At 62.3% G+C, this 23,000-nt stretch carries 22 protein-coding genes; 20 read left to right on the top strand and 2 right to left on the bottom strand.

What is annotated here, in order from left to right:
* Positions 1-68 precede the first annotated feature (68 nt).
* Together AQ996_RS03990 and nhaA are read left to right on the top strand one after the other, a co-directional pair.
* A complete protein-coding gene (locus AQ996_RS03990) occupies positions 69-992 on the top strand; it encodes a manganese-dependent inorganic pyrophosphatase (protein ID WP_055251253.1) in 924 nt (307 codons plus the stop codon).
* Between the two features lie 267 nt (positions 993-1,259).
* The gene (gene nhaA, locus AQ996_RS03985; RefSeq protein WP_055251251.1) at positions 1,260-2,618 is read left to right on the top strand and encodes a Na+/H+ antiporter NhaA; all 1,359 of its coding nucleotides are present in this window, start codon (positions 1,260-1,262) and stop codon (positions 2,616-2,618) included.
* Positions 2,619-2,767: 149 nt separating this feature from the next.
* Here nhaA and AQ996_RS03980 read toward each other — a convergent pair whose 3' ends face one another.
* A complete protein-coding gene (locus AQ996_RS03980) occupies positions 2,768-3,022 on the bottom strand; it encodes a hypothetical protein (RefSeq protein ID WP_055251249.1) in 255 nt (84 codons plus the stop codon).
* Between the two features lie 150 nt (positions 3,023-3,172).
* On the opposite strand from AQ996_RS03980, the gene AQ996_RS03975 reads away from it, so the two are divergent.
* The 7 genes from AQ996_RS03975 to AQ996_RS03945 all read left to right on the top strand — a co-directional run bounded on the left by AQ996_RS03975 (position 3,173) and on the right by AQ996_RS03945 (position 10,114).
* Entirely contained in the window at positions 3,173-4,477 is a 1,305-nt protein-coding gene (locus AQ996_RS03975; RefSeq protein ID WP_055251247.1) for an aspartate aminotransferase type Ic, read from the top strand.
* 67 nt (positions 4,478-4,544) lie between these two features.
* The gene (locus AQ996_RS03970) at positions 4,545-4,859 is read left to right on the top strand and encodes an STAS domain-containing protein (protein WP_055251245.1); all 315 of its coding nucleotides are present in this window, start codon (positions 4,545-4,547) and stop codon (positions 4,857-4,859) included.
* Between the two features lie 153 nt (positions 4,860-5,012).
* Positions 5,013-5,582 carry a twin-arginine translocase TatA/TatE family subunit gene (locus AQ996_RS03965; protein WP_172674605.1) on the top strand — a complete coding sequence of 190 codons (570 nt, stop codon included), beginning with the start codon at positions 5,013-5,015 and terminating at the stop codon, positions 5,580-5,582.
* Positions 5,582-6,364 (top strand): twin-arginine translocase subunit TatC, encoded by a 783-nt coding sequence (tatC, locus tag AQ996_RS03960; protein ID WP_055251241.1) that lies wholly within the window; start codon positions 5,582-5,584, stop codon positions 6,362-6,364. The genes AQ996_RS03965 and tatC overlap by 1 nt, the downstream gene beginning before the upstream one ends.
* 6 nt (positions 6,365-6,370) lie before the next feature.
* Positions 6,371-6,727 (top strand): hydrogenase maturation nickel metallochaperone HypA/HybF, encoded by a 357-nt coding sequence (locus tag AQ996_RS03955; protein WP_055251239.1) that lies wholly within the window; start codon positions 6,371-6,373, stop codon positions 6,725-6,727.
* Between the two features lie 54 nt (positions 6,728-6,781).
* Positions 6,782-7,465 carry a hydrogenase nickel incorporation protein HypB gene (gene hypB / locus AQ996_RS03950; protein WP_055251237.1) on the top strand — a complete coding sequence of 228 codons (684 nt, stop codon included), beginning with the start codon at positions 6,782-6,784 and terminating at the stop codon, positions 7,463-7,465.
* Between the two features lie 54 nt (positions 7,466-7,519).
* Positions 7,520-10,114 carry a DNA topoisomerase I gene (locus AQ996_RS03945; protein WP_055251235.1) on the top strand — a complete coding sequence of 865 codons (2,595 nt, stop codon included), beginning with the start codon at positions 7,520-7,522 and terminating at the stop codon, positions 10,112-10,114.
* A 142-nt stretch (positions 10,115-10,256) separates the two neighbouring features.
* Here the strand turns inward: AQ996_RS03945 and AQ996_RS03940 are convergent, their stop codons facing one another.
* Positions 10,257-11,240 carry a zinc-ribbon domain-containing protein gene (locus tag AQ996_RS03940; RefSeq protein WP_055251233.1) on the bottom strand — a complete coding sequence of 328 codons (984 nt, stop codon included), beginning with the start codon at positions 11,238-11,240 and terminating at the stop codon, positions 10,257-10,259.
* Between the two features lie 206 nt (positions 11,241-11,446).
* Here AQ996_RS03940 and tmk point away from each other — a divergent pair, with 206 nt between their 5' ends.
* From tmk to AQ996_RS03885, 11 genes are all read left to right on the top strand, one after another.
* Positions 11,447-12,130, top strand: a complete 684-nt coding sequence (gene tmk / locus AQ996_RS03935) for a dTMP kinase (RefSeq protein ID WP_055251231.1) — start codon at positions 11,447-11,449, stop codon at positions 12,128-12,130.
* A 1-nt stretch (position 12,131) separates the two neighbouring features.
* On the top strand, positions 12,132-13,259 hold the full coding sequence (locus AQ996_RS03930; RefSeq protein ID WP_055251229.1) for a DNA polymerase III subunit: 1,128 nt from the start codon (positions 12,132-12,134) through the stop codon (positions 13,257-13,259).
* On the top strand, positions 13,250-14,950 hold the full coding sequence (locus AQ996_RS03925) for a PSP1 domain-containing protein (protein WP_055251227.1): 1,701 nt from the start codon (positions 13,250-13,252) through the stop codon (positions 14,948-14,950). Before AQ996_RS03930 ends, AQ996_RS03925 begins: the two co-directional genes overlap by 10 nt.
* Positions 14,951-15,052: 102 nt before the next feature.
* A complete protein-coding gene (locus tag AQ996_RS03920) occupies positions 15,053-15,859 on the top strand; it encodes a ComF family protein (RefSeq protein WP_253274600.1) in 807 nt (268 codons plus the stop codon).
* 10 nt (positions 15,860-15,869) lie between these two features.
* The gene (locus AQ996_RS03915) at positions 15,870-16,979 is read left to right on the top strand and encodes a hypothetical protein (protein WP_055251225.1); all 1,110 of its coding nucleotides are present in this window, start codon (positions 15,870-15,872) and stop codon (positions 16,977-16,979) included.
* A 750-nt stretch (positions 16,980-17,729) separates the two neighbouring features.
* Positions 17,730-18,737, top strand: coding sequence for a substrate-binding periplasmic protein (locus AQ996_RS03910; protein WP_055251224.1), 1,008 nt, complete (start codon positions 17,730-17,732; stop codon positions 18,735-18,737).
* 317 nt (positions 18,738-19,054) lie between these two features.
* Positions 19,055-19,639 (top strand): ribosome hibernation-promoting factor, HPF/YfiA family, encoded by a 585-nt coding sequence (gene hpf / locus AQ996_RS03905; protein WP_035137685.1) that lies wholly within the window; start codon positions 19,055-19,057, stop codon positions 19,637-19,639.
* A gap of 79 nt (positions 19,640-19,718) precedes the next feature.
* Positions 19,719-20,672, top strand: a complete 954-nt coding sequence (locus AQ996_RS03900) for a DegV family protein (RefSeq protein WP_055251222.1) — start codon at positions 19,719-19,721, stop codon at positions 20,670-20,672.
* A gap of 98 nt (positions 20,673-20,770) precedes the next feature.
* Positions 20,771-21,850: an NAD(P)-dependent oxidoreductase gene (locus AQ996_RS03895; protein ID WP_055251220.1), complete on the top strand. Its 1,080-nt coding sequence runs from the start codon at positions 20,771-20,773 to the stop codon at positions 21,848-21,850.
* Positions 21,851-21,855: 5 nt separating this feature from the next.
* Positions 21,856-22,284 (top strand): hypothetical protein, encoded by a 429-nt coding sequence (locus AQ996_RS03890; RefSeq protein ID WP_055251218.1) that lies wholly within the window; start codon positions 21,856-21,858, stop codon positions 22,282-22,284.
* A gap of 15 nt (positions 22,285-22,299) precedes the next feature.
* A complete protein-coding gene (locus AQ996_RS03885; RefSeq protein ID WP_055251216.1) occupies positions 22,300-22,998 on the top strand; it encodes a HEAT repeat domain-containing protein in 699 nt (232 codons plus the stop codon).
* The last annotated feature ends 2 nt before the right edge of the window (positions 22,999-23,000 follow it).

Raw genomic sequence — 23,000 nt, 5'->3', positions numbered from 1 at the left:
TGCGAAGGCTCGGCATCGGCGTGCTACCATAGCTACGTCCAAGTACACATATCAAGTGGAGGATATCCATGGCAAACGTTCTTGTCTTTGGTCACCAGAACCCCGATAACGACGCCATCATGAGCGCCGTCGTCCTGTCCCAGCTGCTCAACCAGGTTGAGTATGCCGGCAACACCTACGAGGCCTGCGCCCTTGGTCAGCTTCCGGCAGAGTCTGCCAAGCTGCTCGCCGACGCCGGCATTGCCGAGCCCCGCGTGATCGATTCCGTCGAGGCCGGTCAGCTCGTCGTCCTCACCGACCACAACGAGTCCGCCCAGTCCGTCGCAGGCCTTAAGGACGCCACGGTCTTTGGCGTCGTCGACCATCACCGCATCGGCGACTTCGAGACCGCCGGCCCGCTGCATTACATCTGCCTGCCCTGGGGCTCCAGCTGCACCATCGTCACCAAGCTCGCCGGCGTGCTCGGCGTTGAGCTTTCCGACGTCCAGGCCAAGCTGCTGCTCTCGGCCATGATGACCGACACGCTCATGCTCAAGAGCCCCACCACCACCGATGTCGACCGCGCCGTCGCCGCCAAGCTCGGCGAGCAGGTGGGCGTCGATCCGGTCAAGTTTGGCATGGAGGTCTTCCTCACCCGTCCGTCCGGCTCCTTCACCGCAGCCGAGATGGTCGGCAACGACATCAAGATGTTCGAGCCCGCTGGCAAGAAGCTGCTCATCGGCCAGTACGAGACCGTCGACAAGAGCCGCGCACTCGGCATGATCGACGAGATCCGCGAGGCCATGCGCGCCTACGCCGCCGAGAAGGGTGCCGACGGCATCGTCCTGTGCATCACCGACATCATGGAGGAGGGCTCGCAGGTCCTGCTCGAGGGCGAGACCGAGGCCGCTCAGAAGGGCCTGGGCATTGCCGACGAGCACGACGGCGTCTGGATGCCGGGCGTCCTCTCCCGTAAGAAGCAGGTCGCCGCCCCCATCATGGCCGCCTGCTAGGTTTAGTTGACCGAACGCCACGACCGGATCGCGGACGCCCCGCGCTCCGGTCGTTTTTTGTGCACGGCGCCGCGTCGTCTCTTGGGCAGGCACGCCCGTGCCGTTGAGCAAATAATGTTCAACCTGTGGTTCCGCTTTTCGGCCGCGCTTGTGCGCTTGTCGCGCAGGGTAGGCTAGATGCAAGCGTAATACGTTGGAGCGCGGCGCCGCCATTTGGGCGGGCCGTGCTTTTTTAAGACGGGAGCCTTCCCGTGAAAGGAGCCGCCCATGGCAGCACCCGAGCAGCTGTTTAACGTTCGTGAGCGCAAGCGTTTTGAGCGTCACGACATTTGGGAGCGCATTGCCGAGAACGGCACGATTTCCGCCGCCGTCATGGTGATCGCTGCCATCGCCGCAGTCATCTGTGCCAACACCGATGCCTACGAGGCCATTCATCACTTTTTGGAGACCCCGCTGTATGTGGGTCTTGGCAGCCTTACGGCCGGCCTCACCGTCGAGGTCTTTGTCAACGACTTTCTCATGGCGATCTTCTTTTTGCTGGTGGGCATCGAGCTTAAGTACGAAATGACGGTCGGTGAGCTTAAGAACCCGCGTCAGGCCATGCTTCCCATGTTGGCGGCCGTGGGCGGCGTCGTCGTTCCCGCCTGCATCTACCTGATCTTTAACCATGCCGGCGCGCACAACGGCTGGGCTATTCCCATGGCAACCGATATCGCCTTTGCGCTGGGCGTGCTATCGCTTTTGGGCAACCGCGTGCCCAACGGCGTGCGCGTGTTCTTCTCGACGCTCGCCATCGCCGACGATCTCATCTCCATCGCCGCCATCGCCATTTTCTACGGTCAGAGTCCCAACCCGTTTTGGTTGGGCGCCGCCGCGGTTGTGACTTGCGCGCTCGTGTGGCTCAACAAGACGCAGCATTACCGCCTTGCCCCGTATTCGGTGCTGGGTCTGCTGCTGTGGTTCTGTATGTTTAAGAGTGGTGTGCACGCCACGCTCGCCGGCGTCATCTTGGCCTTCACCATTCCGGCCAAGTGCGGCGTCAAGCTCGATAGCCTCACCGATTGGCTGGGCGAGTGCCTGCCGTTGCTCGACGACCGCTACGACGACGAGGCGCACATCCTGGGTCAGCACGACTTTACCGTCTCGACTACCAGAGTCGAGCGCGTCATGCACCGCGTGACCCCGCCGCTCATTCGCATGGAGCGCCTGATCTCCACGCCGGTCAACTTTGTGATCCTGCCGATCTTTGCATTTGTCAACGCGCAGGTTCGCCTGGTGGGCGTGGATATGGGCACGCTGCTGACCGACCCGGTGACGCTCGGCGTGTATTTTGGCATGCTGCTGGGCAAGCCGATTGGCATCTTTGGCATGACGTTTGCCCTGGTTAAGCTCAAGATCTCCGAGCTGCCGCGCAACGTTAACTGGCACATGATTGCCGGCGTGGGCATTCTGGGCGGCATTGGCTTTACCATGTCGATTCTCATCAGCGGCCTTGCCTTCCCGACGGCCGAGTTTGAGGTCCTGGCCGCAAAGGCCGCCATTCTTGCCGGATCCGTTACCGCCGCGGTGCTGGGCATGATCTACATGAGTGTGGTCTGCAAGCACCCCGCGTCCAAGGACGAGTAAGGGCACATGCAAGTTTGAAAACGCCGCCTGTGAACACCATCACAGGCGGCGTTTTAGTCACTGGGTAGTCGTTGGGGACAGACTTAAATGACTACCCAAGTGCCGGCAGGTTGGGACTACTCATTTAAGTCTGTCCCCAATGAGTGGTTCTATTCCACGGTGCCGTAGACGGCGCCCCAGCCGTGGGCGGCTAAGGCGGAGTTCAGCTGGTCGCAAAGTGACTGGCGGTCGTAATAGCCGGGCGGCAAAAGGTTCACGATCTCCATAAGGTCGGGCGCCAGGTCCAAGATTTCGGCCTGCACGATTAGGTCCAGGCGGTCGATGGCGTGGCGGTCGTAAAACAGCCCGTCGATCAGGCGCTGCAGGTCGCCGAATTCCTCAGCCCTAAACGAACCGTATTCCATAATGCCTCCTTGGGCGCCCCACGCCGGCATGCGCGGCGATGTCGTAATTCATTGCGATGAACTTAATCTATCACGGCTTCATACCGTTGCGGCGGTGGCGGTCTATACTTAGACGAACTGCAACGTCCCGCTTCGCGAAAGGTCGCACCCATGCAGACGATCTACCAGAAGATGGAAACCACCGAACTCGATGCCGCCATCGAGGCGCTCAAAGCCGAGGTCGCCGAGGTCAAGGCCAAGGGCCTGGCGCTCGACATGGCCCGCGGCAAGCCGTCGCCCTCCCAGGTGGACATCTCGCGCCCCATGCTCGATATCCTCAATGCCGAGGCCGATCTGCACGACGGCAACGTCGACTGCTCCAACTACGGCTGCTTCGAGGGCATTCCCTCGGCACGCAAGTTGGCAGGGGAGTTCCTGGGCTGCCCCGCCGAGCAGACGCTCGTGCTGGGTTCGTCGAGCCTTTTGATCGAGCACGACATCGCCGGCATGTTCTGGCGCTGTGGTTCGTGCGGCAGCGAGCCCTGGGATGCCTACGAGGCCGCGCACGACGGCAAGAAGGTCAAGTTCCTGTGCCCCGTTCCCGGCTACGATCGCCACTTTGGCATCACCGCCGACTTGGGCATCGAGAACGTCCCCGTTGCGATGACCGACAACGGCCCCGACATGGACGAGATCGAGCGCCTCGTTGCCGCCGACGATTCCATCAAGGGTATCTGGTGCGTGCCCAAGTATTCCAACCCTACGGGCATCACCTTTAGCGAGGACACCGTGCACCGCCTGGTCGAGATGCCCACGGCCGCGCCCGATTTCCGCATCTTCTGGGACAACGCCTACTGCGTGCACGACCTGTACGACGAGACCGACGAGCTTGCCAATATCTTTGACCTCGCTCGCGCGGCGGGCACCGAGGACCGCGTGGTGGCCTTTGCCTCGACGTCCAAGATTACCTTCCCGGGCGCCGGCATCGGCTTTATCGGCGCGAGCCCTGCGGTCATCGCGGAGTTCTCCAAGCGCCTCAAGGCCGGCTTGATCAGCGCCGACAAGCTCAACCAGCTGCGTCACGTGCGTTTCCTTCCCACCATTGAGGCGGTCAAGGAGCATATGAAAAAGCATGCCGAGTTTTTGCGCCCGCGCTTTGAGGCCGTTGAGCGCAAGCTCACCGAGGGTCTGGGCAACACGGGTTGCGCCACTTGGACGCATCCCCGCGGCGGCTACTTTGTGAGCTTCGATGGTCCTGAGGGCTCGGCCCAAAAGGTCGCCGCGCTTTGTGCCGATCTGGGCGTCAAGCTCACGCCGGCTGGTGCCACCTGGCCCTATGGCAAGGACCCGCGCGACACCAACATCCGCATCGCGCCGAGCTATCCCACGGTCGAGGACCTGGAGGCCGCGCTCGACGTACTGGTGCTGGCCGTCAAGCTCGTCGCTGCCGAGATCGCGCGTGCCGAGCGCGCCTAGCGCGCAGAGCTCTGCAAGTCCGCGCCGCGTACTTTTCCGCACTTTCGATACGCAAAGGAGCGTATACATGGATTTGGGTATTTCCACCAACCCCACGCCGGAGCTCTACACCATTAAGGTGACCGGCGAAATCGATATCTCTAACGCCGACAGTTTGCGTAACGCCATCGACTTGGCGCTTGAGCAGCCCACCGAGGCCGTTGAGCTCGACTTTGCCCAGGTGAGCTATATCGACTCGACGGGCATTGGCGTGCTTGTGGGCGCCGCGCACCACGCAGTCGATCATGGCAAGCGTTTTAGCTGCGCCAACGTGCAACCCCCGGTGATGCGCGTGGTTCAGCTGTTGGGTGTCGACCAGGAGATTTCGATCACGGCCGCATAAGCCCTGTCCCAAAAGGGGCGTGCCGTTTGGCATATGTTTGTGATGCGCTCGAACGTTTTGGCGTCCGGGCGCTATACTTGACCGAATGAATAGACGAGTTCCGGCCGAATGGCGCGGTGCGGGCTCGACTCACATCGAGCCTTGGAGGTATGTGTGTTTGGTATTGGAGAGGGTGAGCTCGCAATCATCGTGGTCTTCGGCTTTTTGCTGTTTGGCCCGGATAAGCTCCCGCAGATGGGCCGCACGATCGGCCGTGCCATCCGTCAGTTCCGCGAGACGCAGGAAAAGATGACGGCAGTTGTTCAGTCCGAGATTATCGATCCGGTGAGCGAGGCCGCTTCGGCGCCGGTCAAGCCCAAGAAGGCTGCTGTCGATGACGATTCCGATGCGGATGAGGATGCCATCGAGACGGCCGCGCCCGCAAAGAAGGAGACCTTTGCCGAGCGCCGTGCGCGCCTTGCCGCCGAGAAGGCTGCGAGTGAGGGTGCTGCTGAGGACGAGAATACTGCCGAGGAGCCTGCGACCGAGGGCGCCGATGCCGCCGCCGAGTCTGCTTCCGCTGCAGAGCCGGAGCCCGAGCCCGAGCCGGCAGAGCCCACGACGGCCGACCTCTACGCCCGTCGTCCCCGCAAGCGCAAGGCCGTCGTCGACCAGCTCGCTCGTGAGCTCGAGGCCGAGGACGAAGCCGCTGCCGCCGACGCCCCGAAGGGAGGCGATGAGTAATGCCTATCGGACCTGCGCGCATGCCGCTCTTCGATCACCTGGGAGAGCTCCGTCGCCGCCTGACCATCGTGGTCGTATCGGTGTTTGCCGCCGCCATCGTGCTGTATTTCGCCACGCCCGTGGTGCTCGACATCCTGGAAGACCCCATCCGCTCCTTTGTGCCGGACGGTAAGTTCTACATCACCACCACGCTCGGCGGCTTTGGCCTGCGTTTCTCGCTGGCCATCAAGATGGCTGTGGTCATGTGCACGCCCATGATCATCTGGCAGATTCTGGCATTTTTCCTGCCGGCACTGCGTCCCAACGAGCGCAAGTGGGTCGTACCCACGGTGCTCGCCTCGACGGTACTGTTCTTCCTGGGCGCCATCTTCTGCTACTTCATCATCATTCCTGCGGGCTTTGAGTGGCTCATCGGCGAGACCTCTGCCGTCGCAACTGCGCTGCCCGATCTGGAGAACTACGTCAACATGGAGCTGCTCTTTATGATCGGCTTTGGTGTGGCGTTTGAGCTGCCGCTCATCATTTTCTACCTGTCCGTTTTCCACATCGTGTCCTACGCGGCTTTCCGCGGCGCCTGGCGCTACGTGTACGTGGGCCTGCTCGTGGGCTCGGCTGTGATCACGCCCGACGGCTCGCCCGTCACGCTGGGCCTTATGTACGGTGCCCTGCTTTCGCTCTACGAGATTTCGCTCGCCATCGCTCGCGTGGTCATTACTGCGCGCGAGGGCAAGGAGGGCCTGTTCGTGAGCCGTCTGGACCTGTTCTCGGACGACGAGGAGTAAATAGGTATGCACGAGGTTGGCATTGTCAACGGCATACTCGATACAGTGATTCGCGCGGCGCGTGGGGCGGGGGCCTCGCGCGCCGTTTTGGTAACGCTGCGTATCGGGGATATGACCGAGGTCGTGCGCGAGGCGCTCGACTTTGCGTGGGAGACATTTCGCGACGAGGACCCGCTCACGCGAGGCTGCGAGCTTGCCGTGGAGGAGGTCCATCCACAAAGCGAGTGCCTGGACTGCGGCGAGGTCTTCGACCACGATCGCTTCCACTGTCGCTGTTCCCAGTGTGGTGGTGCCAACGTGCGCCTACTGCACGGTCGTGAGCTCGACATCGCCAGCATCGAAATTGAGACCCCCGACGATTAATGCGCCAGCCACTTGGGAGTGGGCATAAAGGTGTGGAAGTAAGGAGTGCCGAGTATGGCCGAGAAAACGATTGATATCGCATCGCCGATCCTGTCGCGCAACGAGCGTCTGGCAGACCAGCTGCGTCAGCGATTTAATGAGGCAGGCACCTATGTGATCAATGTACTGTCGAGCCCCGGTTCGGGCAAGACCACCACGATCCTGGGCACCAACGAGCGCCTGCGTGACAAAGCCGGCCTGCGCTGTGCCGTCATCGAGGGCGATATCGCCTCGGACGTCGACGCCATCATCATGAAGGAAGCCGGCATGCCCGCCATCCAGATCAACACGGGTGGTCTGTGCCACCTCGAGGGCAACATGATCATGGAGGCTGTCGATGCCTTCGACCAGGCTGTGGGTCTGGAGAACATCGACGTCATCTTTATCGAAAACGTGGGTAACCTGGTCTGCCCGGTCGACTTTGACCTGGGCGAGAACCTGTCCATCATGATTCTCTCGGTGCCCGAGGGCGACGACAAGCCCATCAAGTATCCGGGCATCTTCCAGCACGCCGGCGCGCAGCTGCTCAACAAGGTCGACGTGGCCCCGGCTTTCGATTTTGACATGGATAGGTATACTAAGACACTCGATGACCTCAATCCGCAAGCGCCGCGGTTTGCCGTGAGCGCGCGCAAGGGCGAGGGCATGGATGCCTGGTGCGATTGGCTCATCGGGCAGATTGAGCAAGCAAGGGCGTAAGTCGGCCGCCATACGGGCGGGCGTAGCCGCAGAGATACGAGATAGGAGCCTCTTTTGAAGCTCATCATCGCCGAGAAAAACGATGCCGCGCGTCAAATCGCCGAGCGGCTGTCCACGGGTAAGCCCAAAAAGGACAAGGTGTACAACACCGCCATCTACCGTTTTGAGTGGAAGGGCGAGGAGTGCGTGACCATCGGCCTTGCCGGTCACATCCTGGCACCCGATTTTTGCGACAGTGTGCTGTTCGATAAAAAGCTGGGTTGGTATTCGGTCACCGAGGACGGCGAGATGTTGCCGGCCGATATGCCCGATGGCCTGGCCCGCCCGCCGTACGACACCAAGCGCAAGCCGTTCCTTGCCGATGGTATCTCCATCAAGGGCTGGAAGCTTGAGAGCCTGCCTTACCTTACCTGGGCGCCCGTCATTAAGCTGCCGGCCGAGAAGGAGCTCATTCGTTCGCTCAAGAACCTTGCCAAGAAGTCCGACAGCGTCATCATCGCCACGGACTTCGATCGCGAGGGTGAGCTGATCGGCTCGGACGCCCTCAACAAGGTGCGCGAGGTCGCGCCGGACTTGCCGGTCGCCCGCGCTCAGTATTCTTCGTTTACCAAGGCCGAGATTACGCAGGCCTTCGATAATCTTGTCTCGCTCGACCAGAATCTGGCCGACGCCGGCGAGAGCCGCCAGCACATCGACCTCATTTGGGGTGCGGTGCTCACGCGCTACCTGACGCTCGCCAAGTTTGGCGGCTTTGGCAACGTGCGCTCCGCCGGCCGCGTGCAGACGCCGACGCTTGCCCTGGTGGTCGAGCGCGAGCGCGAGCGCATGGCGTTTGTGCCCGAGGACTATTGGCAGATTCGCGGCATGGGTGCCGCTCAGGGTGCTGCCGAGGATGACCGCTTTAAGATTGCGCACAAGACGGCACGTTTTACCGATAAAGATGCTGCCGAGACGGCGTACGGCCACGTCGACGGCGCTACGACGGCAACCGTCGCCGCGGTGACCAAGCGCTCCCGCAAGCAGCAGCCGCCCACGCCGTTTGCGACGACCTCGCTGCAGGCTGCCGCCGCGGCCGAGGGCATCTCGCCTGCGCGTACGATGCGCATCGCCGAGTCCCTCTACATGGCGGGCCTCATCAGCTATCCGCGTGTCGACAACACCGTGTACCCCGCGACGCTCGATCTGGGCGCCGTGGTGAGCGACCTGGCAAAGATCAACCCGGCGCTGGCGCCCGTGTGCAAAAAGGTACTCGCCGGCCCCATGAAGCCCACGCGCGGCAAAGTCGAGACCACCGACCACCCGCCCATCTACCCCACGGGCGAAGGCGATCCGTCCACGCTCGATGGCGGCCAGCGCAAGCTCTACGACCTCATCGCCCGCCGCTTCCTGGCGACGCTTATGGGTCCCGCGACCATCGAGAATACCAAGCTCGAGCTCGACGTGAACGGTGAGCCGTTCGTGGCTTCGGGCGATGTGCTCGTGACCCCGGGTTTCCGCGAGGCGTACCCGTACGGACTCAAGCGCGACGAGCAGATGCCGCCGCTGGAGCAGGGCGACACGGTCGACGTGTTCGACATTAAGCTCGAGGCCAAGCAGACCGAGCCGCCCGCGCGCTACAGCCAGGGCAAGCTCGTGCAGGAGATGGAAAAGCGCGGCCTGGGTACCAAGTCCACGCGCGCGAGCATCATCGAGCGCCTGTATGCCGTGCGCTATCTCAAAAACGATCCCGTTGAGCCGAGCCAGCTGGGCATCGCCATCATCGACGCGCTGTCGCAGTTTGCCCCGCGCATTACGAGCCCCGATATGACCAGTGAGCTCGACGGCGACATGACCCGCGTGGAGCGCGGCGAGGACACCGAAGAGCATGTCGTGACGCACTCGCGCGCGCTGCTGGCCGGCGTGCTCGACGAGCTGCTCAAGCACACGCAGGAGCTGGGCGACGCCATCAGCGACGCCGTCACGGCCGATGCGCGCGTGGGCGCCTGCCCCAAGTGCGGCAAGGATCTGGTTATGAAGACGAGCGCCAAGACCCGCGGCAGCTTTATCGGCTGCATGGGCTGGCCCGACTGCGACGTGACCTATCCGGTGCCGAGCGGCGTTAAGGTGAGCCCGCTCGAGGGCGAGGCCGCCGTGTGTCCCGAATGCGGCGCGCCGCGCATCAAGTGCCAGCCGTTCCGCCAGAAGGCCTTCGAGATTTGCGTGAACCCGACGTGCCCCACCAACTACGAGCCAGACCTTAAGGTGGGCGAGTGCAAGGTGTGTGCCGAGGCCGGACGCCATGGCGACCTGATCGCGCACAAGAGCGAGAAGAGCGGCAAGCGCTTTATCCGTTGCACCAACTACGACGACTGCGGCGTGAGCTATCCGCTACCGGCGCGTGGCAAACTCGAGGCAACGGGCGAGACCTGTCCCGAGTGCGGCGCCCCCATCGTGGTGGTCAACACGGCGCGCGGTCCGTGGCGCATCTGCGTCAACATGGACTGCCCGACCAAGGAGAAGAAGCCAGCCCGCGGCCGCAAGACGACGACCAAGGCGAGCACGACAAAGAAGACCACGGCGGCCAAAAAGACGACGGCTAAGAAAGCCGCTGCCGCCAAGAAGTCGACCGCGAAGAAGTCGACTGCCAAGAAAACAGCCGCCGACAAGTAACGGCGCAGTCGAAACATTGCCCAAAAAAACGAGCGAGGACCCCGCGATCCTCGCTCGTTTTTTTGACCGGCAGTTAGGGACGTTCCTTTTCTGCCGGCAGTTTAGGAACGTCCCTAACTGCCGGCTCGGGAACGACAAAGCGCTAGTTCACTTCGACGGGTTTGGCGCCGGGATAGCGCTCCTCAAAGTCTAGGCGGTACTTATTGTCATTGGTGCCCGCCACGTTGTCGCGCGACAGCGGCGCCACGATCTCATTCTTGTGGTCCGCAGGCTTGGCGTATTTCAGGCTGATCTCCCAGGCATCACAGATTGCGTCAATGCGGTGATCCAGGTCGTCGTACAGGGCGATGATATCCTTCCAGGAGCTGTAGTTCTTGGAGCTCGTCGGGACGTCCAGGTCCTCGACGATGTCGTAATACTGCTCGATGGTGTCCTCCGTGCGCTCGGCGACGTCGGCGAGATTTTGACGGGTGGTTCGATCCTCTTCCAGATAGCTGCCGTTGAAGTTCTGTGCGCAGCCACGGACCTGGCTGTCGAGGTCTTCGAGCAGGTCGTAGTATTCGCTCAGGCGACGGTAGAGGTTTTGCTCGGAGAGCGTTACTTCGCCGTCATCCTCGTCGTCATCGTCATCCTCGTCGTACAGGCTGTTGGGATCGCCGAGAGGCTTTAGGTCATCGTCGTCGACGTCATGGTGCAGCTTAGCTACCTCGGCAGGCGTCTGCGTGGCGGCGTTGTCGAACGGTCTGATTGCAAAGAAGATGACCAGGGCGATGATGATCGCCACCAGCACAACGATAACGGCGATAAGCGGCCCGGTGCCGCTCTTTTTGGGAGCGGGGGTCTGTGGCGAAGTGGGAGCGTATGCGGGAGCCGGCTGCTGTTGGGACGAGCTGCTCGCGACGGGTATGCGTTGCGTGGTCTCGACGGCCGCGGGGCTTGCGGCGGGGTCGGGGCGATAAGCGAGGGGGTCGTCCGCCTTGGCTTGCGGCGTATCAAGGGAGCCGGTCTGCTCAAAAGCGGGCTGGCTATCGCTCGCGGCTGTTTGCTCAACGGGTGCACCGCACGAGGTGCAGAACTTGGCATCATCTGCAAGAAGCTTGCCGCACGAGGCGCAATACCGAGACATTGCCACTCCTTTCGCCACATTTCAATGCAATACGACGATTATACCCACTGCCCCAAGAAGCCGGCAGTTAGGGACGTTCCTTATCTGCCGGCAGTTTAGGAACGTCCCTAACTGTCGGCTAATCGTTGGGACGTGCCGAGCACTGGGGTATCATGACTTGGTTGATATATCTGCATTTACGCGCCTTGTAGGAAGGGGCTGCGCCCATGGCTTTTGAGCCTGCTCAACATAGCTTTATCACGCTCGAGGGCGTCGACGGTGCCGGCAAGTCCACGCAGGCGCGCCTGCTTGCTCGCGCGCTCGAGCTCGCTGGCCACCAGGTTGTGAGCCTGCGCGAACCGGGCGGCACCGCCATTAGCGAAAAGATCCGCGCCCTGCTGCTCGACCCCGCCAATATGGCGATGGGCGATACCTGCGAGCTGTTGCTCTACGAGGCCGCGCGTGCCCAGCTGGTGCACGAGGTCATCGCGCCCGCCCTCGCTGCCGGCAAGGTGGTCCTGTGCGATCGCTTCTACGATTCCACGACCTGCTACCAGGCGTTTGCCGACGGCCTCGATCGCCAGATGGTGCGCGACGCCAACAACCTGGCCGTCGCGGGAACGCACCCGGCGCTCACACTCGTCTACCACATCACGCCCGAGCAGGCGGCGCTACGCATGGCAGCCCGTGGCGCGGCAGATCGCATGGAGGCTAAGGGCATGGCATTCCAGGAGCGTGTCTACGAGGGGTTTTGCGCCATTGCTGCCGAGGAGCCAAACCGCGTAAAGCTCATCGACGCCACTACGACCGTCGAGGAAGTTTTCGAGAAGACGGTCGAGCAGGTTCGCGCGTACGGTCTCGATATCCCCCAGGATGCTGTCGCCGCCGCGCTTGCCAAGGAGGCCGAGTAACATGGCCCCCGCTCAGGCAAGCCTGCTGGCCAAGCTCGACACCCAAGAGCGCGTGCGCGACTTTTTGACCAACGCCGTCGCCAGCGGCCGCGCATCGCACGCCTACCTGTTTTTGGGCGCTCCCGGCGCGGGCAAGCTCGACGCCGCATGGGCACTCGCCCAGGCCTTCCTGTGCGAGCAGGACGGCTGCGGCGCATGCGATAGCTGCGTGCGCGTCTCTCGGCACACGCATCCCGACGTGCACTATTACACGCCCGAGAGCGCTACGGGCTACCTCATCGCCCAGACCCGCGAGCTGCTCGATGACGTGCCGCTGGCACCCATTCGCTCCAAGGCCAAGGTCTACATCATCGACCGTGCCGAGCAACTGCGCGCCAACACCGCCAACGCACTGCTCAAGACACTCGAGGAGCCGCCCGAGGGCGTTATGTTCATCTTGCTGGGCACCTCGGCAGACGTGATGCTGCCCACCATCGTGAGCCGCTGCCAGTGCGTGCCGTTTCGGCTGGTGTCGCCCGCCGTCGCCGCGCAGGCCGTGAGCCGCGCCACCGGTCAGGACCCTGCGCGTTGCCGCATGGCGGTCGCCGTGGCGGGAAGCCCCACACGCGGCATCGAGTTTCTTAAGAGCGCCGAGCGCCAGGACGCCCGCCGTCAGATGGTCCGTGCCATCGACTCACTCATTGCCGCCGACGAGGCCGACGTGCTCAGTCGCGCCAAGTCGCTCATCGTCGCCGTCAAGGCGCCGCTCGCCGAGGTCAAGTCCACGCAGGAAAAGGTACTCGAGCAAAATGCCGACTACCTGTCGCGTGGAGCATTGAAGCAGCTTGAGGACCGCAACAAGCGCGAACTCAACGCGCGCGAGCGTTCGGGTATCATGGAAGCGCTGGCGAGCGCGCGGACGCTCATGCGCGACGTGCTGCTGACACTTCAGGACGAGGCAGCCGACGTGGTGAACGAGGATGTGCGCGACACGATCGGTCGGCTTGCCGCCGCGACCAATGTTGCGGGTGCCACCCGGGCGCTCGAGGCGGTCGCGACCGCCGAGCGCAACATCGCCAGAAACGTTACTCCCCAGCTGGCCATCGAGGTCATGCTGTTCGATATCAGGAAGGCACTGAAATGCCGTTAGTCGTACCCGTTAAGTTTACCTACGCCTCGCGCGACCTGTGGTTTGACCCGCAGGACCTGGATATCCTCGAGGCCGATTATGCCATTTGCTCCACCGAGCGCGGAACCGAGATCGGCTTGGTTACGGCCGATCCCTTCGAGGTGCCGCAAGACGAGATCGGTCAGCCGCTCAAGCCCGTGCTGCGCGTGGCGAGCGACATCGACCTGCAGCTTGCCGACGATCTTGCCATCCAGGGCGACGAGGCCATGGTCGATTTCCGCCGTCTGGTCAAAGAACTCGACCTCGAGATGAAGCCGGTGGGCGTCGAGTACCTGTTTGGCGGCGAGAAGGCCGTGTTCTACTTTGCGGCCGAGGAGCGCGTCGATTTTCGCCAGCTCGTCAAGGATCTGTCCTCGACGTTGCACATTCGCGTCGACATGCGCCAGATCGGCGTGCGCGACGAGACTCGCCTGGTGGGCGGCTATGCCCAGTGCGGCCAGGAGCTCTGTTGCACGCGCTTTGGCGGACAGTTTGAGCCCGTCTCGATCCGCATGGCAAAAGAGCAGGACCTGCCGCTCAATTCCTCCAAGATCAGCGGCGTTTGCGGCCGCCTGATGTGCTGCCTGCGCTATGAGTTCGAAGCGTACAAGGACTTTAAGAGCCGTGCGCCCAAAAAGAAGACGCTCATCGATACGCCGCTCGGCAAGGCGCGTATTCAGGAATATGACACGCCGCGTGAGCAGCTGGTGCTGCGCCTGGAGAACGGCAAGGTCTTTAAGGTCAACCTGGCCGATATGACCTGCTCGGAGGGCTGCAAAAAGAAGGCCGCCGAGCAGGGCTGCAACTGCCGCCCCGACTGCGTGACGCGCGACGTGCTCGAGCGCATCGAGTCGCCCGAGATGCGTCTGGCGCTTATGGAGCTCGACCGCGAGAACGGCGTCGACGTGGGCGATGGCCTGTCGAGCGCCGACCGTCTGGCCGGTACGTCGGTGCCCAAGCGCCGTCGTCGCGATGCTGAATCCGATGCTCGCGCCGGTCAGGGGCAGGGCGAGGGCCGTGGCCGCGGAAAGGGTCGTGGCAATGCCGCAACGTCCGAGGCCGAGGAGGCCGCTGGCGGCCGTCGCCGCCGCAAGCGTGCGGGCTCTGCCGATGCCGGCGAGGCCGCAGCCGCCGGCAAGAACGGAGCTCGCGAGCGCGAGGTTCAACAGCCCCAGCAGCAGAATCGCGGCGGTGGCATGAACCCCACGCGCCGTCGTCGCCGTCATCTGTCGAGCGAGGAGCGCGAGGACGCCTTCCGCGCCGCAGCTGCTCGCGAGGCCGGTGCCGCTTCCAAGGGCTCCTCGGGTTCCGATGCGCCTGCCGACAAGGGCGGCAAGTCACGTGGCGAGGAGGAGCGCGCACCGCGTCCGCGTCGTCGCCATTCCTCGGGCGCGCAGCAGAAGCCCTCAGTGCCCTCCGTTGCCGATCAGGTCTCGGATGGCGAGGTCAAGGTCACGCGCCGTCGTCCCGGAGATGGCGGGGGAGCGGCTGCCAAGGCTTCGCGTGGCGCCGCTCGCGACGAGCGCGAGCCGCGCGAGGATCGCGGTGGCGAGGGCTCGGCCGACCAGGGCCAAAAGCGCCGTCGCCGTCGCCGTTCCCGCAAGCCGCGCCAGGATGGTGGCGAGGGCTCGACCCCGTCTTCGTCTGCACCACAACCGCCTACCGGCGAATAACGCCCGCGAGCGGATTTAACCTGCCTGACCCCAAACGCGTCGGGGTACCATAGCGCTGAATCAACAACCCTCCCTGCGACCGAACGTAGGGAGGGTTGTGTCTTGAAGAGTCATCTGAACATATTGAGTCGTCTGCAGGGTCCCGGCGCCCTACCGTTTGCGGACGGATTGCTACCGTTTGCCGAGCGGGTGGCACGCGAGGCGCTCGAGGCATTGTCGCCCACGCGATGCGCCGGCTGCGAGCGCGCCGGTGCGCTTATTTGCCAAGACTGCCTGGCCGCGCTTGCGCTCATCGACCCACGTCATAGCTGCACCCGATGTGGCGCCCCGTTTGGGGATTTGCTGTGCACTGAGTGTTCGGTCGAGGGCACGTCCTCGGCAATGGCGGAGGCACTCGACCGGTGCCTGGCGTGCTCCGTCTATGCGCATCCGCTGCCGCGCATCATTAAAGCGTACAAGGACGCGGGCGAGCGACGCCTGGCGCCGTATCTGGCGGAGCTGCTCTACGACACCGCCCTGCATGCCCAGGCCGTAGCGCCCGAACGCTTGGGAGGTGTGCTGTCCGGTGCGGACGCGGTGGTATTTGTGCCCGCGACGGCAGCGGCGTTTCGGCGTCGTGGATTCGATCACATGGAGGCCATTGCGCGCCCATTTTGCGAGCTGTCGGGTGTTCCCCTGCTCGATGCCCTCGTCAAGTACGGGCATGGCGACCAGCGCGAACTCGGTCGTGAGGAGCGTCGCGAGCGTGCCCAAGGCATGTACGAGACGGTTGAGGACGTGCACGGCCGCCGCCTACTGCTTATCGATGACGTTATCACCACGGGCGCGACCATGGCAGCAGCCTCGGCGGAGCTCAAGCGTGCCGGCGCTGCGGCAGTCGATGGCCTTGCTATCGCACGTGTTTGGTAGGGGTGGTTTTGTGGCAGTGAAGATTGAGCGGCGCAACGAGCCGACAGGCGAACAGCTAGCGGCTTCCGTAATCCTAACAGGCGCTTCAGCGCTGCGCATGATGCGCGCCGAGCGCCGGCAGATGGGCTATATCAGCTGGAAGGACCTTAATCCCGATGAAGAGCGCCGTGTGCTGCGCACGTCGTCGCCCTCGACCGAGGATATCTATCTTCCTGACTTGGTGCGAATTGGAGCCAAAAGTGGCGAGGTGCAAGAAGATCTGTGCTTGCTGGTGGGATCTGCGACGCAGCGCCGCCGTATGCCTGGCGTAGGCTGGTCCGTGTGTTCCAGGTTGCCCGCCGACTCGATTCTAGAGGTGGAACCGGGGGTGTACAGCCTATCTCCCGAGGCCCTTTGTGTTGCCGTTGCGCGCGAGGTCGGCTGCATCCAGGCGTTTGCCCTGGCCCAGGAGCTGTGCTCTAAGATTTCACTGAGCGACCGCGGGAAGTATCTGCCTCCTTACACCTCGCCTGTTACGAATAAACTTGCAAAGGACAAGGACCAACCGGCAGACGTGGGCTACTTTGAAGTCGAGCCGGTGCTGATGCCCGATCGTCTGGCAGATTATCTCGCGGTATACAGGGGGAACACGGCCAAACAACTGCAGCGTCTGTTTCCCTATCTTTCGGAAAACCTGCGCTCACCCATGGAGTGCATCATGCTCGCTTTGTTTTCGCTTCCGTTTTCCTATGGCGGATTTGCCTGTGGTCCCTTTAAGACCGACTACAAGATCGAGTTCGATGACCGCGCGCAGGCAATCTCGGGGATGCCTCATGCAGTTTGCGATGCGTATCAAGAGGCAGCCCGGTTTGACCTGGAGTACAACGGTGAGCTGGGCCATTCCTCCCGGAGGGGACGTATCCATGATGAAAAACGCAACATGGGCTTGATTACTATGGGAATCGAGGTCGCGACGGTCAACAACGAAATGCTCTGCGACATGGAAGCGATGGAAGCACTCGCATGGCGCATGCACCAGCGTATGCGAAAGCGGTACCGGAATCGTGTCGATGCCCGCAGGAAGAAGCAAGAGGCGTTGCTTAACACGCTGCGGGCGTGTTTTGGGCTTAAGCCGGTCTAATTCACGTCGAAAATAGGGGGTTAATCATATGCTCTGGCCAAAATATGGCAAATATGAGTACTGTCACTAAATCAGTAACAGCAAAATCAAGGAATTTAGGACTCGGAGGCGGCATAAAGTAAGAAGATAATAAACAAATGTGGAATAACTAAGCATCAGGTTGGCGACACTGAGCGCAAAATCTGTCCGTGAGGCCAAAATTGCCTGTTACTAAATTGGTGACAGTACTCATATTTGCCATTTTTTGGCCACGGCACCCCAAGAAGGACGCTCCGGAGCTCCCCGTAGGGGGGCTCCGGGCTTCATAGGGGCACGAATAGCCCACTCCGACCTGCGAAATCTGTACTCGCGATGCGAATGACGCCCCTAACCTTAAACTTTAGCTTGAACTTAGCTATAATGCGCTACGTTCCTACCAGGCTGTGGTTGCGGACGGACGAAATGCCCGCCCTAGTCCAAGACAGACGCGGTCAAAGGGATCCACGTAAGCGACCGCGTGCGCGCGGCGCGATCATGGCGCGTCCTAGATGTAAGCCGCACCGTCCGTTCTACTTTCTTTGGGGCAATACCGCCTCGCGGGCGAGCGGGCCAGTCGTGAAGGTGGCTGCGGCCTCCCGAGCAAACACCCCGGTGCGCAAGTGTGGGGTCAAATACCAGGTCAGCTGGTGGGAACAATCTGATATTCCGCGCAACGCACGGATCGTATACGACACAGAAGGCAGGGTAGTGGACATGGTGAGGGGCAGCTTGATGCACGCGGCTCGGTTAGGTGCTGGGACCGCAGCGGTCATCGCCGTTTTGGGCCTGAGCGGATGCGCGTTCAACCCGCTGTCTACGTTCACGACTCCCACGATCGACCAGATCGAGTACGAGACCGTCACGCCCGCGGTGTCGGATGATGCCCTGGTCACCCCCGGTACCCTGACGGTTGCCCTCGATACCTCCGATGCGCCGCAGGCCATGCAGGGCGCTGACGGCGAGCTCACGGGGTATGCAGTCGACGCTGCCCGCGCCCTCGCAAGCCGCATGGGCCTTAAGGTCGCCTTTGTCGATGCGTCCTCGGCAGGTTCCGCGCTCGGTGACAAAAAGGCTGATATCTTTATCGGCGAGATCAACTCCACGGATGGGGACGTTAGCTCGCTCGGCACCTGCCTGTACGATGCCGCTTCCGTGTTCGGTAAAACCAGCGATGGTGGGTCGCTGAGCGTTTCCACCGATACCCTTAACACGTCTACTCTGGGTATCCAGATGTCCTCGGCCTCGCAGGAGGCGCTTGCTAAGCAGAGCATCACCGCCAACCAAAAGACTTACTCCAACATCAACGAGTGCTTTGAGGCGCTCGAGTCCGGCGAGGTCGACTATGTGATCTGCGACTCCACGGCTGGCGGTTACCTTGCGCGCCTGATGAGCGAGATCTCCTATGTCGGTGCGCTCGAGGCGCCCTCGACGCTTGGTGTTGCGGGCCTCTCGTCCAATGACGAACTGTGCCGTGCCGTGAGCGATGCCCTCGACGGTATTACGGCCGACGGCACGCTCGAGGCGGTCCACTGCGTCTGGTACGGCACGATGCCCTACGACCTCACCACTAAGACGGTTTCGGGCGCTAACGTGCAGCCGGGCGACTCTGAGTCCAGTGAGACCACGTCTTCCGGCAGCGAGTCCTCCGATTCCAACAATGAGACCGCATCCTCCGAGGACAAGTCGTCCAGCCAGGAAGGCACCATCACCGACGACGACATTAACAAACTTAATAGCTAGTTATTGCTAGGGGTGGTGTCTCCTATACGTTGGAAAGGACACCTCTTCACGGTTTCAACACGCACTGCCGGGCTTCCCCAATAGGGGAGCCCGGCTTTTTCATCCCAATAAAACCAGCAGGTCAAAGCCAATTTTCAGGACCAAATACAAAGTCGCCGGCTCCCTCCTATAGCGCACTTTGCCACAGAAAAGTGCGAGACTTCGGTATGCGGTATCAAGCAATCGTTATTCGGGTCTTTGAGAATCCGCGTGATTAAATGCACGGCAATGGGTACATAGCCAGTACAGTAAGTCCCCGAGGCAGATTGGAGCCACGTATGGATATCAAGGTTTCTGGACGCAAGACGACGGTAACCGATGCTCTGCGTGCGCATGTGGATGAGAAGATCGGCGAGGCGCTCAAGGTTTTCGATATCGAGCCCATGACGGTCGACGTTGTACTTCGCTATGAGAAGAACCCCTCGAACCCCAACCCGGCAATCGTCGAGGTTACGGTTCGCGCCCGCGGTTCGGTGATTCGCGTTGCCGAGCACGGTGCAGATATGTACGCCGCCATCGACCTCTCCGCCGATAAGGTCACCCGCCAGCTGCGCAAGTTCAAGACCAAGGTCGTGGACAACCGCCAGGGTGGTGCCAGCGCAGCGGATGTTGCACCGGTCGAGCGCGTCGAGGATCTGGCCGACCTGCTGCTGCCCGAGGAGGAGGATGACCTGCTCGTCCGCGAGAAGGTTATCGACGTCACCCCGATGACTGAGGAGCAGGCGCTGGTGCAGACCGATCTGCTGGGCCACGACTTCTACGTGTTCGAGAACGCGACGACCGGTCTCATCAATGTGGTGTATCACCGTAAGAATGGTGGATATGGCATCATCAAGCCCCGCATCGAAACACTTGACGAGTAAAATACGTTAACTTGCATGAGTTAACGGTTGGCGGCCATCCCATGCGGGTGGCCGCCTTTTTACGTAAGGAGTCGCTTTGATGGACAAGGCCGTATCCGCCGGTCATTCGGACCGTTGCCGCATCGTTGTCGATACCTGCTGCGACTTTAGCCCCGAGGTCGCCGCGAACCTCGATGTCGATATCTTGGGTTTCCCCTTCATTATCGATGGCGAGGAGCGCACGGACGACATCTGGTCGAGCATGAGCCCTAAGGAGTTCTACGACCGCATGCGCGCCGGCGCCCGCGTGTCCACCTCGGCCGTGTCGCTCGGTCGCTATATCGAGTTCTTTACCGAGTGCGCCAAAGAGGGCACGCCCACGGTCTACCTGTGCTTTACCTCGGCGCTGTCGTCGAGCTACAACTCCGCGTGCCAGGCGGCAGATGCCGTGCGCGCCGAGTATCCCGACTTTGAACTGTACGTGGTCGACAACGCCCTACCCTGCGCGACCGGCGGGCTCCTGGCGCTCGAGGCCGTGCGCCAGCGCTCGGCGGGACTGACTGCCAAGCAGCTGGTCGATTGGGCAAACGAGGCCAAGACCTACGTGCACGGTTACTTTACGCTCGAGAGCTTCGATGCGCTGGCTGCCGGCGGCCGCATTCCGCCCGCGGCGGCGCAGCTCACGGCAAAGCTCGATGTCAAGCCCGAGCTCTCCTACGACCTGGCCGGCTCGCTGTCGCTGATCGGCGTCAACCGCGGCCGCAAGAAGGCGCTCAAGTCCATCCTCAAGTCGTTCCGCGAGAACTACGTGCCCGACCGCACCATGCCCATCGCCATCATGACGGCCGATGCCGATAAGGACGGCGACTGGCTCGAAGCCGCCATCCGCAAGGAGGAGGGCTGCGCCGACGTCACGATCATTCGAAGCTCCGTGGGCCCTACCATCGGCTCGCACGTGGGTCCCGGCATGGTGGCCTGCGCGTTTTGGGGTAAGAACCGCGCCGACAAGGCGTCTCTTTCCGACCGCATCGCTCGCCGCGTGCGCGGGCAGTAGGCAAGTAACGCGGTCGTAATCGATCCCAACTCACAGCCCAAACGCTGGCACCGAGTATTCAACCTGGTAATAACACCCAACCCAAAAGGAAAGGTTTCATGGCAAATAAGCTCTCTGTCGCATTTATCGGCACCGGAATTATGGGTGCCCCCATCGCCGGCCACATTCTGGACGCTGGCTATCCCGTCACGGTCAACAATCGCACCAAGTCCAAGGCCGCAGCGCTCGTTGAGCGCGGTGCCGTCTGGGCCGATACGCCGGCAGATGCCGCGGCGAACGCCGACGTCGTCTTTACCATGGTGGGTTATCCCTCCGAGGTCGAGGAGCTCTACCTGGCGGGTGACGGTCTGCTCGCGTGCACTAAGCCCGGTGCGGTCCTGATCGACCTTACCACGAGCTCGCCCGAGCTGGCGCGCGATATTGCCGAGGCCGCCCAGGTCTCCGGTCGCATGGCGTTTGACTGCCCCGTCACCGGCGGCGAGTCGGGTGCCATCGCCGGCACGCTCACGGCTATCGTGGGCGCCACCGAGAACGACATCGCGCCGGTCCGCGACATCCTTTCCACTTTTGCGGCAACCATCTGCTGCTTCGATGGCGCCGGCAAGGGCCAGGCTGCCAAGCTCGCCAACCAGGTGTCGCTGGGCGCCTGCATGGTCGGCATGGCAGACGCGCTGGCGTTTGCCGAGCTGAGCGGCCTTGATCTTGAGAAGACCCGTCAGATGATCCTGGGTGGCACCGGCAAGTCCGGCGCCATGGAGAGCCTGGCGCCCAAGGCGCTCGACGGCGACTACAAGCCCGGCTTTATGGTCGAGCACTTCATTAAGGACCTGCGCTTGGCGCTCGCCTATGCCGACGACCGTGAGCTTGCGCTGCCCGGCGCCGACGTGGCCTTTACGCTCTACGACATGCTCGATGCCATCGGTGGTGCCAAGCTGGGCACCCAGGCCGTCACGGTCCTCTATAAGGAGGAGGCCGATGCCATCGCCGCCGGTCTGGACTGGTCGCAGTATCGTCCCGAGGAGCACGGTGCTCACGAGGAAGGCTGCGGTTGCGGCGAGCGTGGCGACGACCACGAGTGCGGTTGTGGACACCACCATGGCGAGGACCACGAGTGCTGCGGCGGTCACGGTCATGACGACGGCCACGAGTGCTGCTGCGGCCACCATCACGGGGAGTAGCGCCTATGAGCTTGACGTTCGTGGTGCTTGCGCTGGTGCTCTTTCTCTTTGCGATCTACATCGGCTTTTTGTGCGGCCAGTGGGCGTGCGAAAAGCGCGTCATCACCAAGCGCGACTACTGGATTGCCAACTTTGCGGGAGCTGCGGCAGTCGTCCTGCTGACCTGGGTGTTCTCGCTGTTCCCGCTGGTGCAGTTTGCGCCGATCGGCTGGCTCGGCGGCTTTATCGCCGGCCTTAAGATGAGCTTTGGCGAGTCCGTCGGTCCGTGGCGCAAGCACGACGAGGTCTTTAACGTCAACAAGGCACACCGCGCCGCCGCCGACGCGGGCGATGCCGAGGAACGCCGCCGTGCGCGTCGTAATGGCGCTGCCGACCGACAGCTCATCTCGGTCACCGATGACAGCAAGGGTGCTGGCAAGCACGCTAAGAAATAGTAAAAAGAGGTAACTATGGCAGAAAACAAAGACGAACAGCTCACCGACGAGGAGCTGGCACAGCTTCAGCTGGCAGAGGAGAACGAGAATGCCGTCGACCGCCTGGTCCAGGAGCTCGGCTGCCCCACGCGCCGTATCCGCCAGTTTGCCGCCCGCGTGCTGCACCTGCTTGCCGAGCGCGATCCGCAGCGCGTGGTGCCCTGCGTGCCCGCGCTGATCGAGGCGCTCGACCGCCCCGAGGCTCAGACCCGCTGGGAGGCCCTCGATGCCCTGACGGCGCTCGCCACCACCTGCCCCGAGCAGCTGGGCGATGCCTTTGAGGGCGCCGAGACCGCACTGTTCGACGAGATTTCCTCCACGCTGCGCTATGCCGCCTTCCGCCTGCTGTGCGTGTGGGGCGCCACGAGTGCTGAGCGTTCACGCGAGGCTTGGCCCATCCTAGACGAGGCCATCCAGTGCTACCACGGCGACCTTGAGTATCGCGATATGCTCGGTTGCCTGTACGAGTTTGGCCAGGGCGAGATCGACGCCGAGGTCGCCGAGAAGCTTGCGCTGCGCCTTAAGTTCGACGCCGAGAACGGCAAGGGCAGCTATCTCAAGGCCCGTTCGAGCGAGATTTGCGAAATGCTTGTTAAACGTTTTGGCCTGGATCTCTCCAAAAAGAAGAAGCGTGCTAGCGTTAAAAAATCTGACGACGCCGAAGACGAGGAGTAACA

It is taken from the genome of Collinsella aerofaciens, from assembly GCF_001404695.1.
Taxonomy (GTDB): Bacteria; Actinomycetota; Coriobacteriia; order Coriobacteriales; family Coriobacteriaceae; genus Collinsella; species Collinsella aerofaciens_E.
This window is presented reverse-complemented; position numbering and strand designations above follow the sequence as displayed.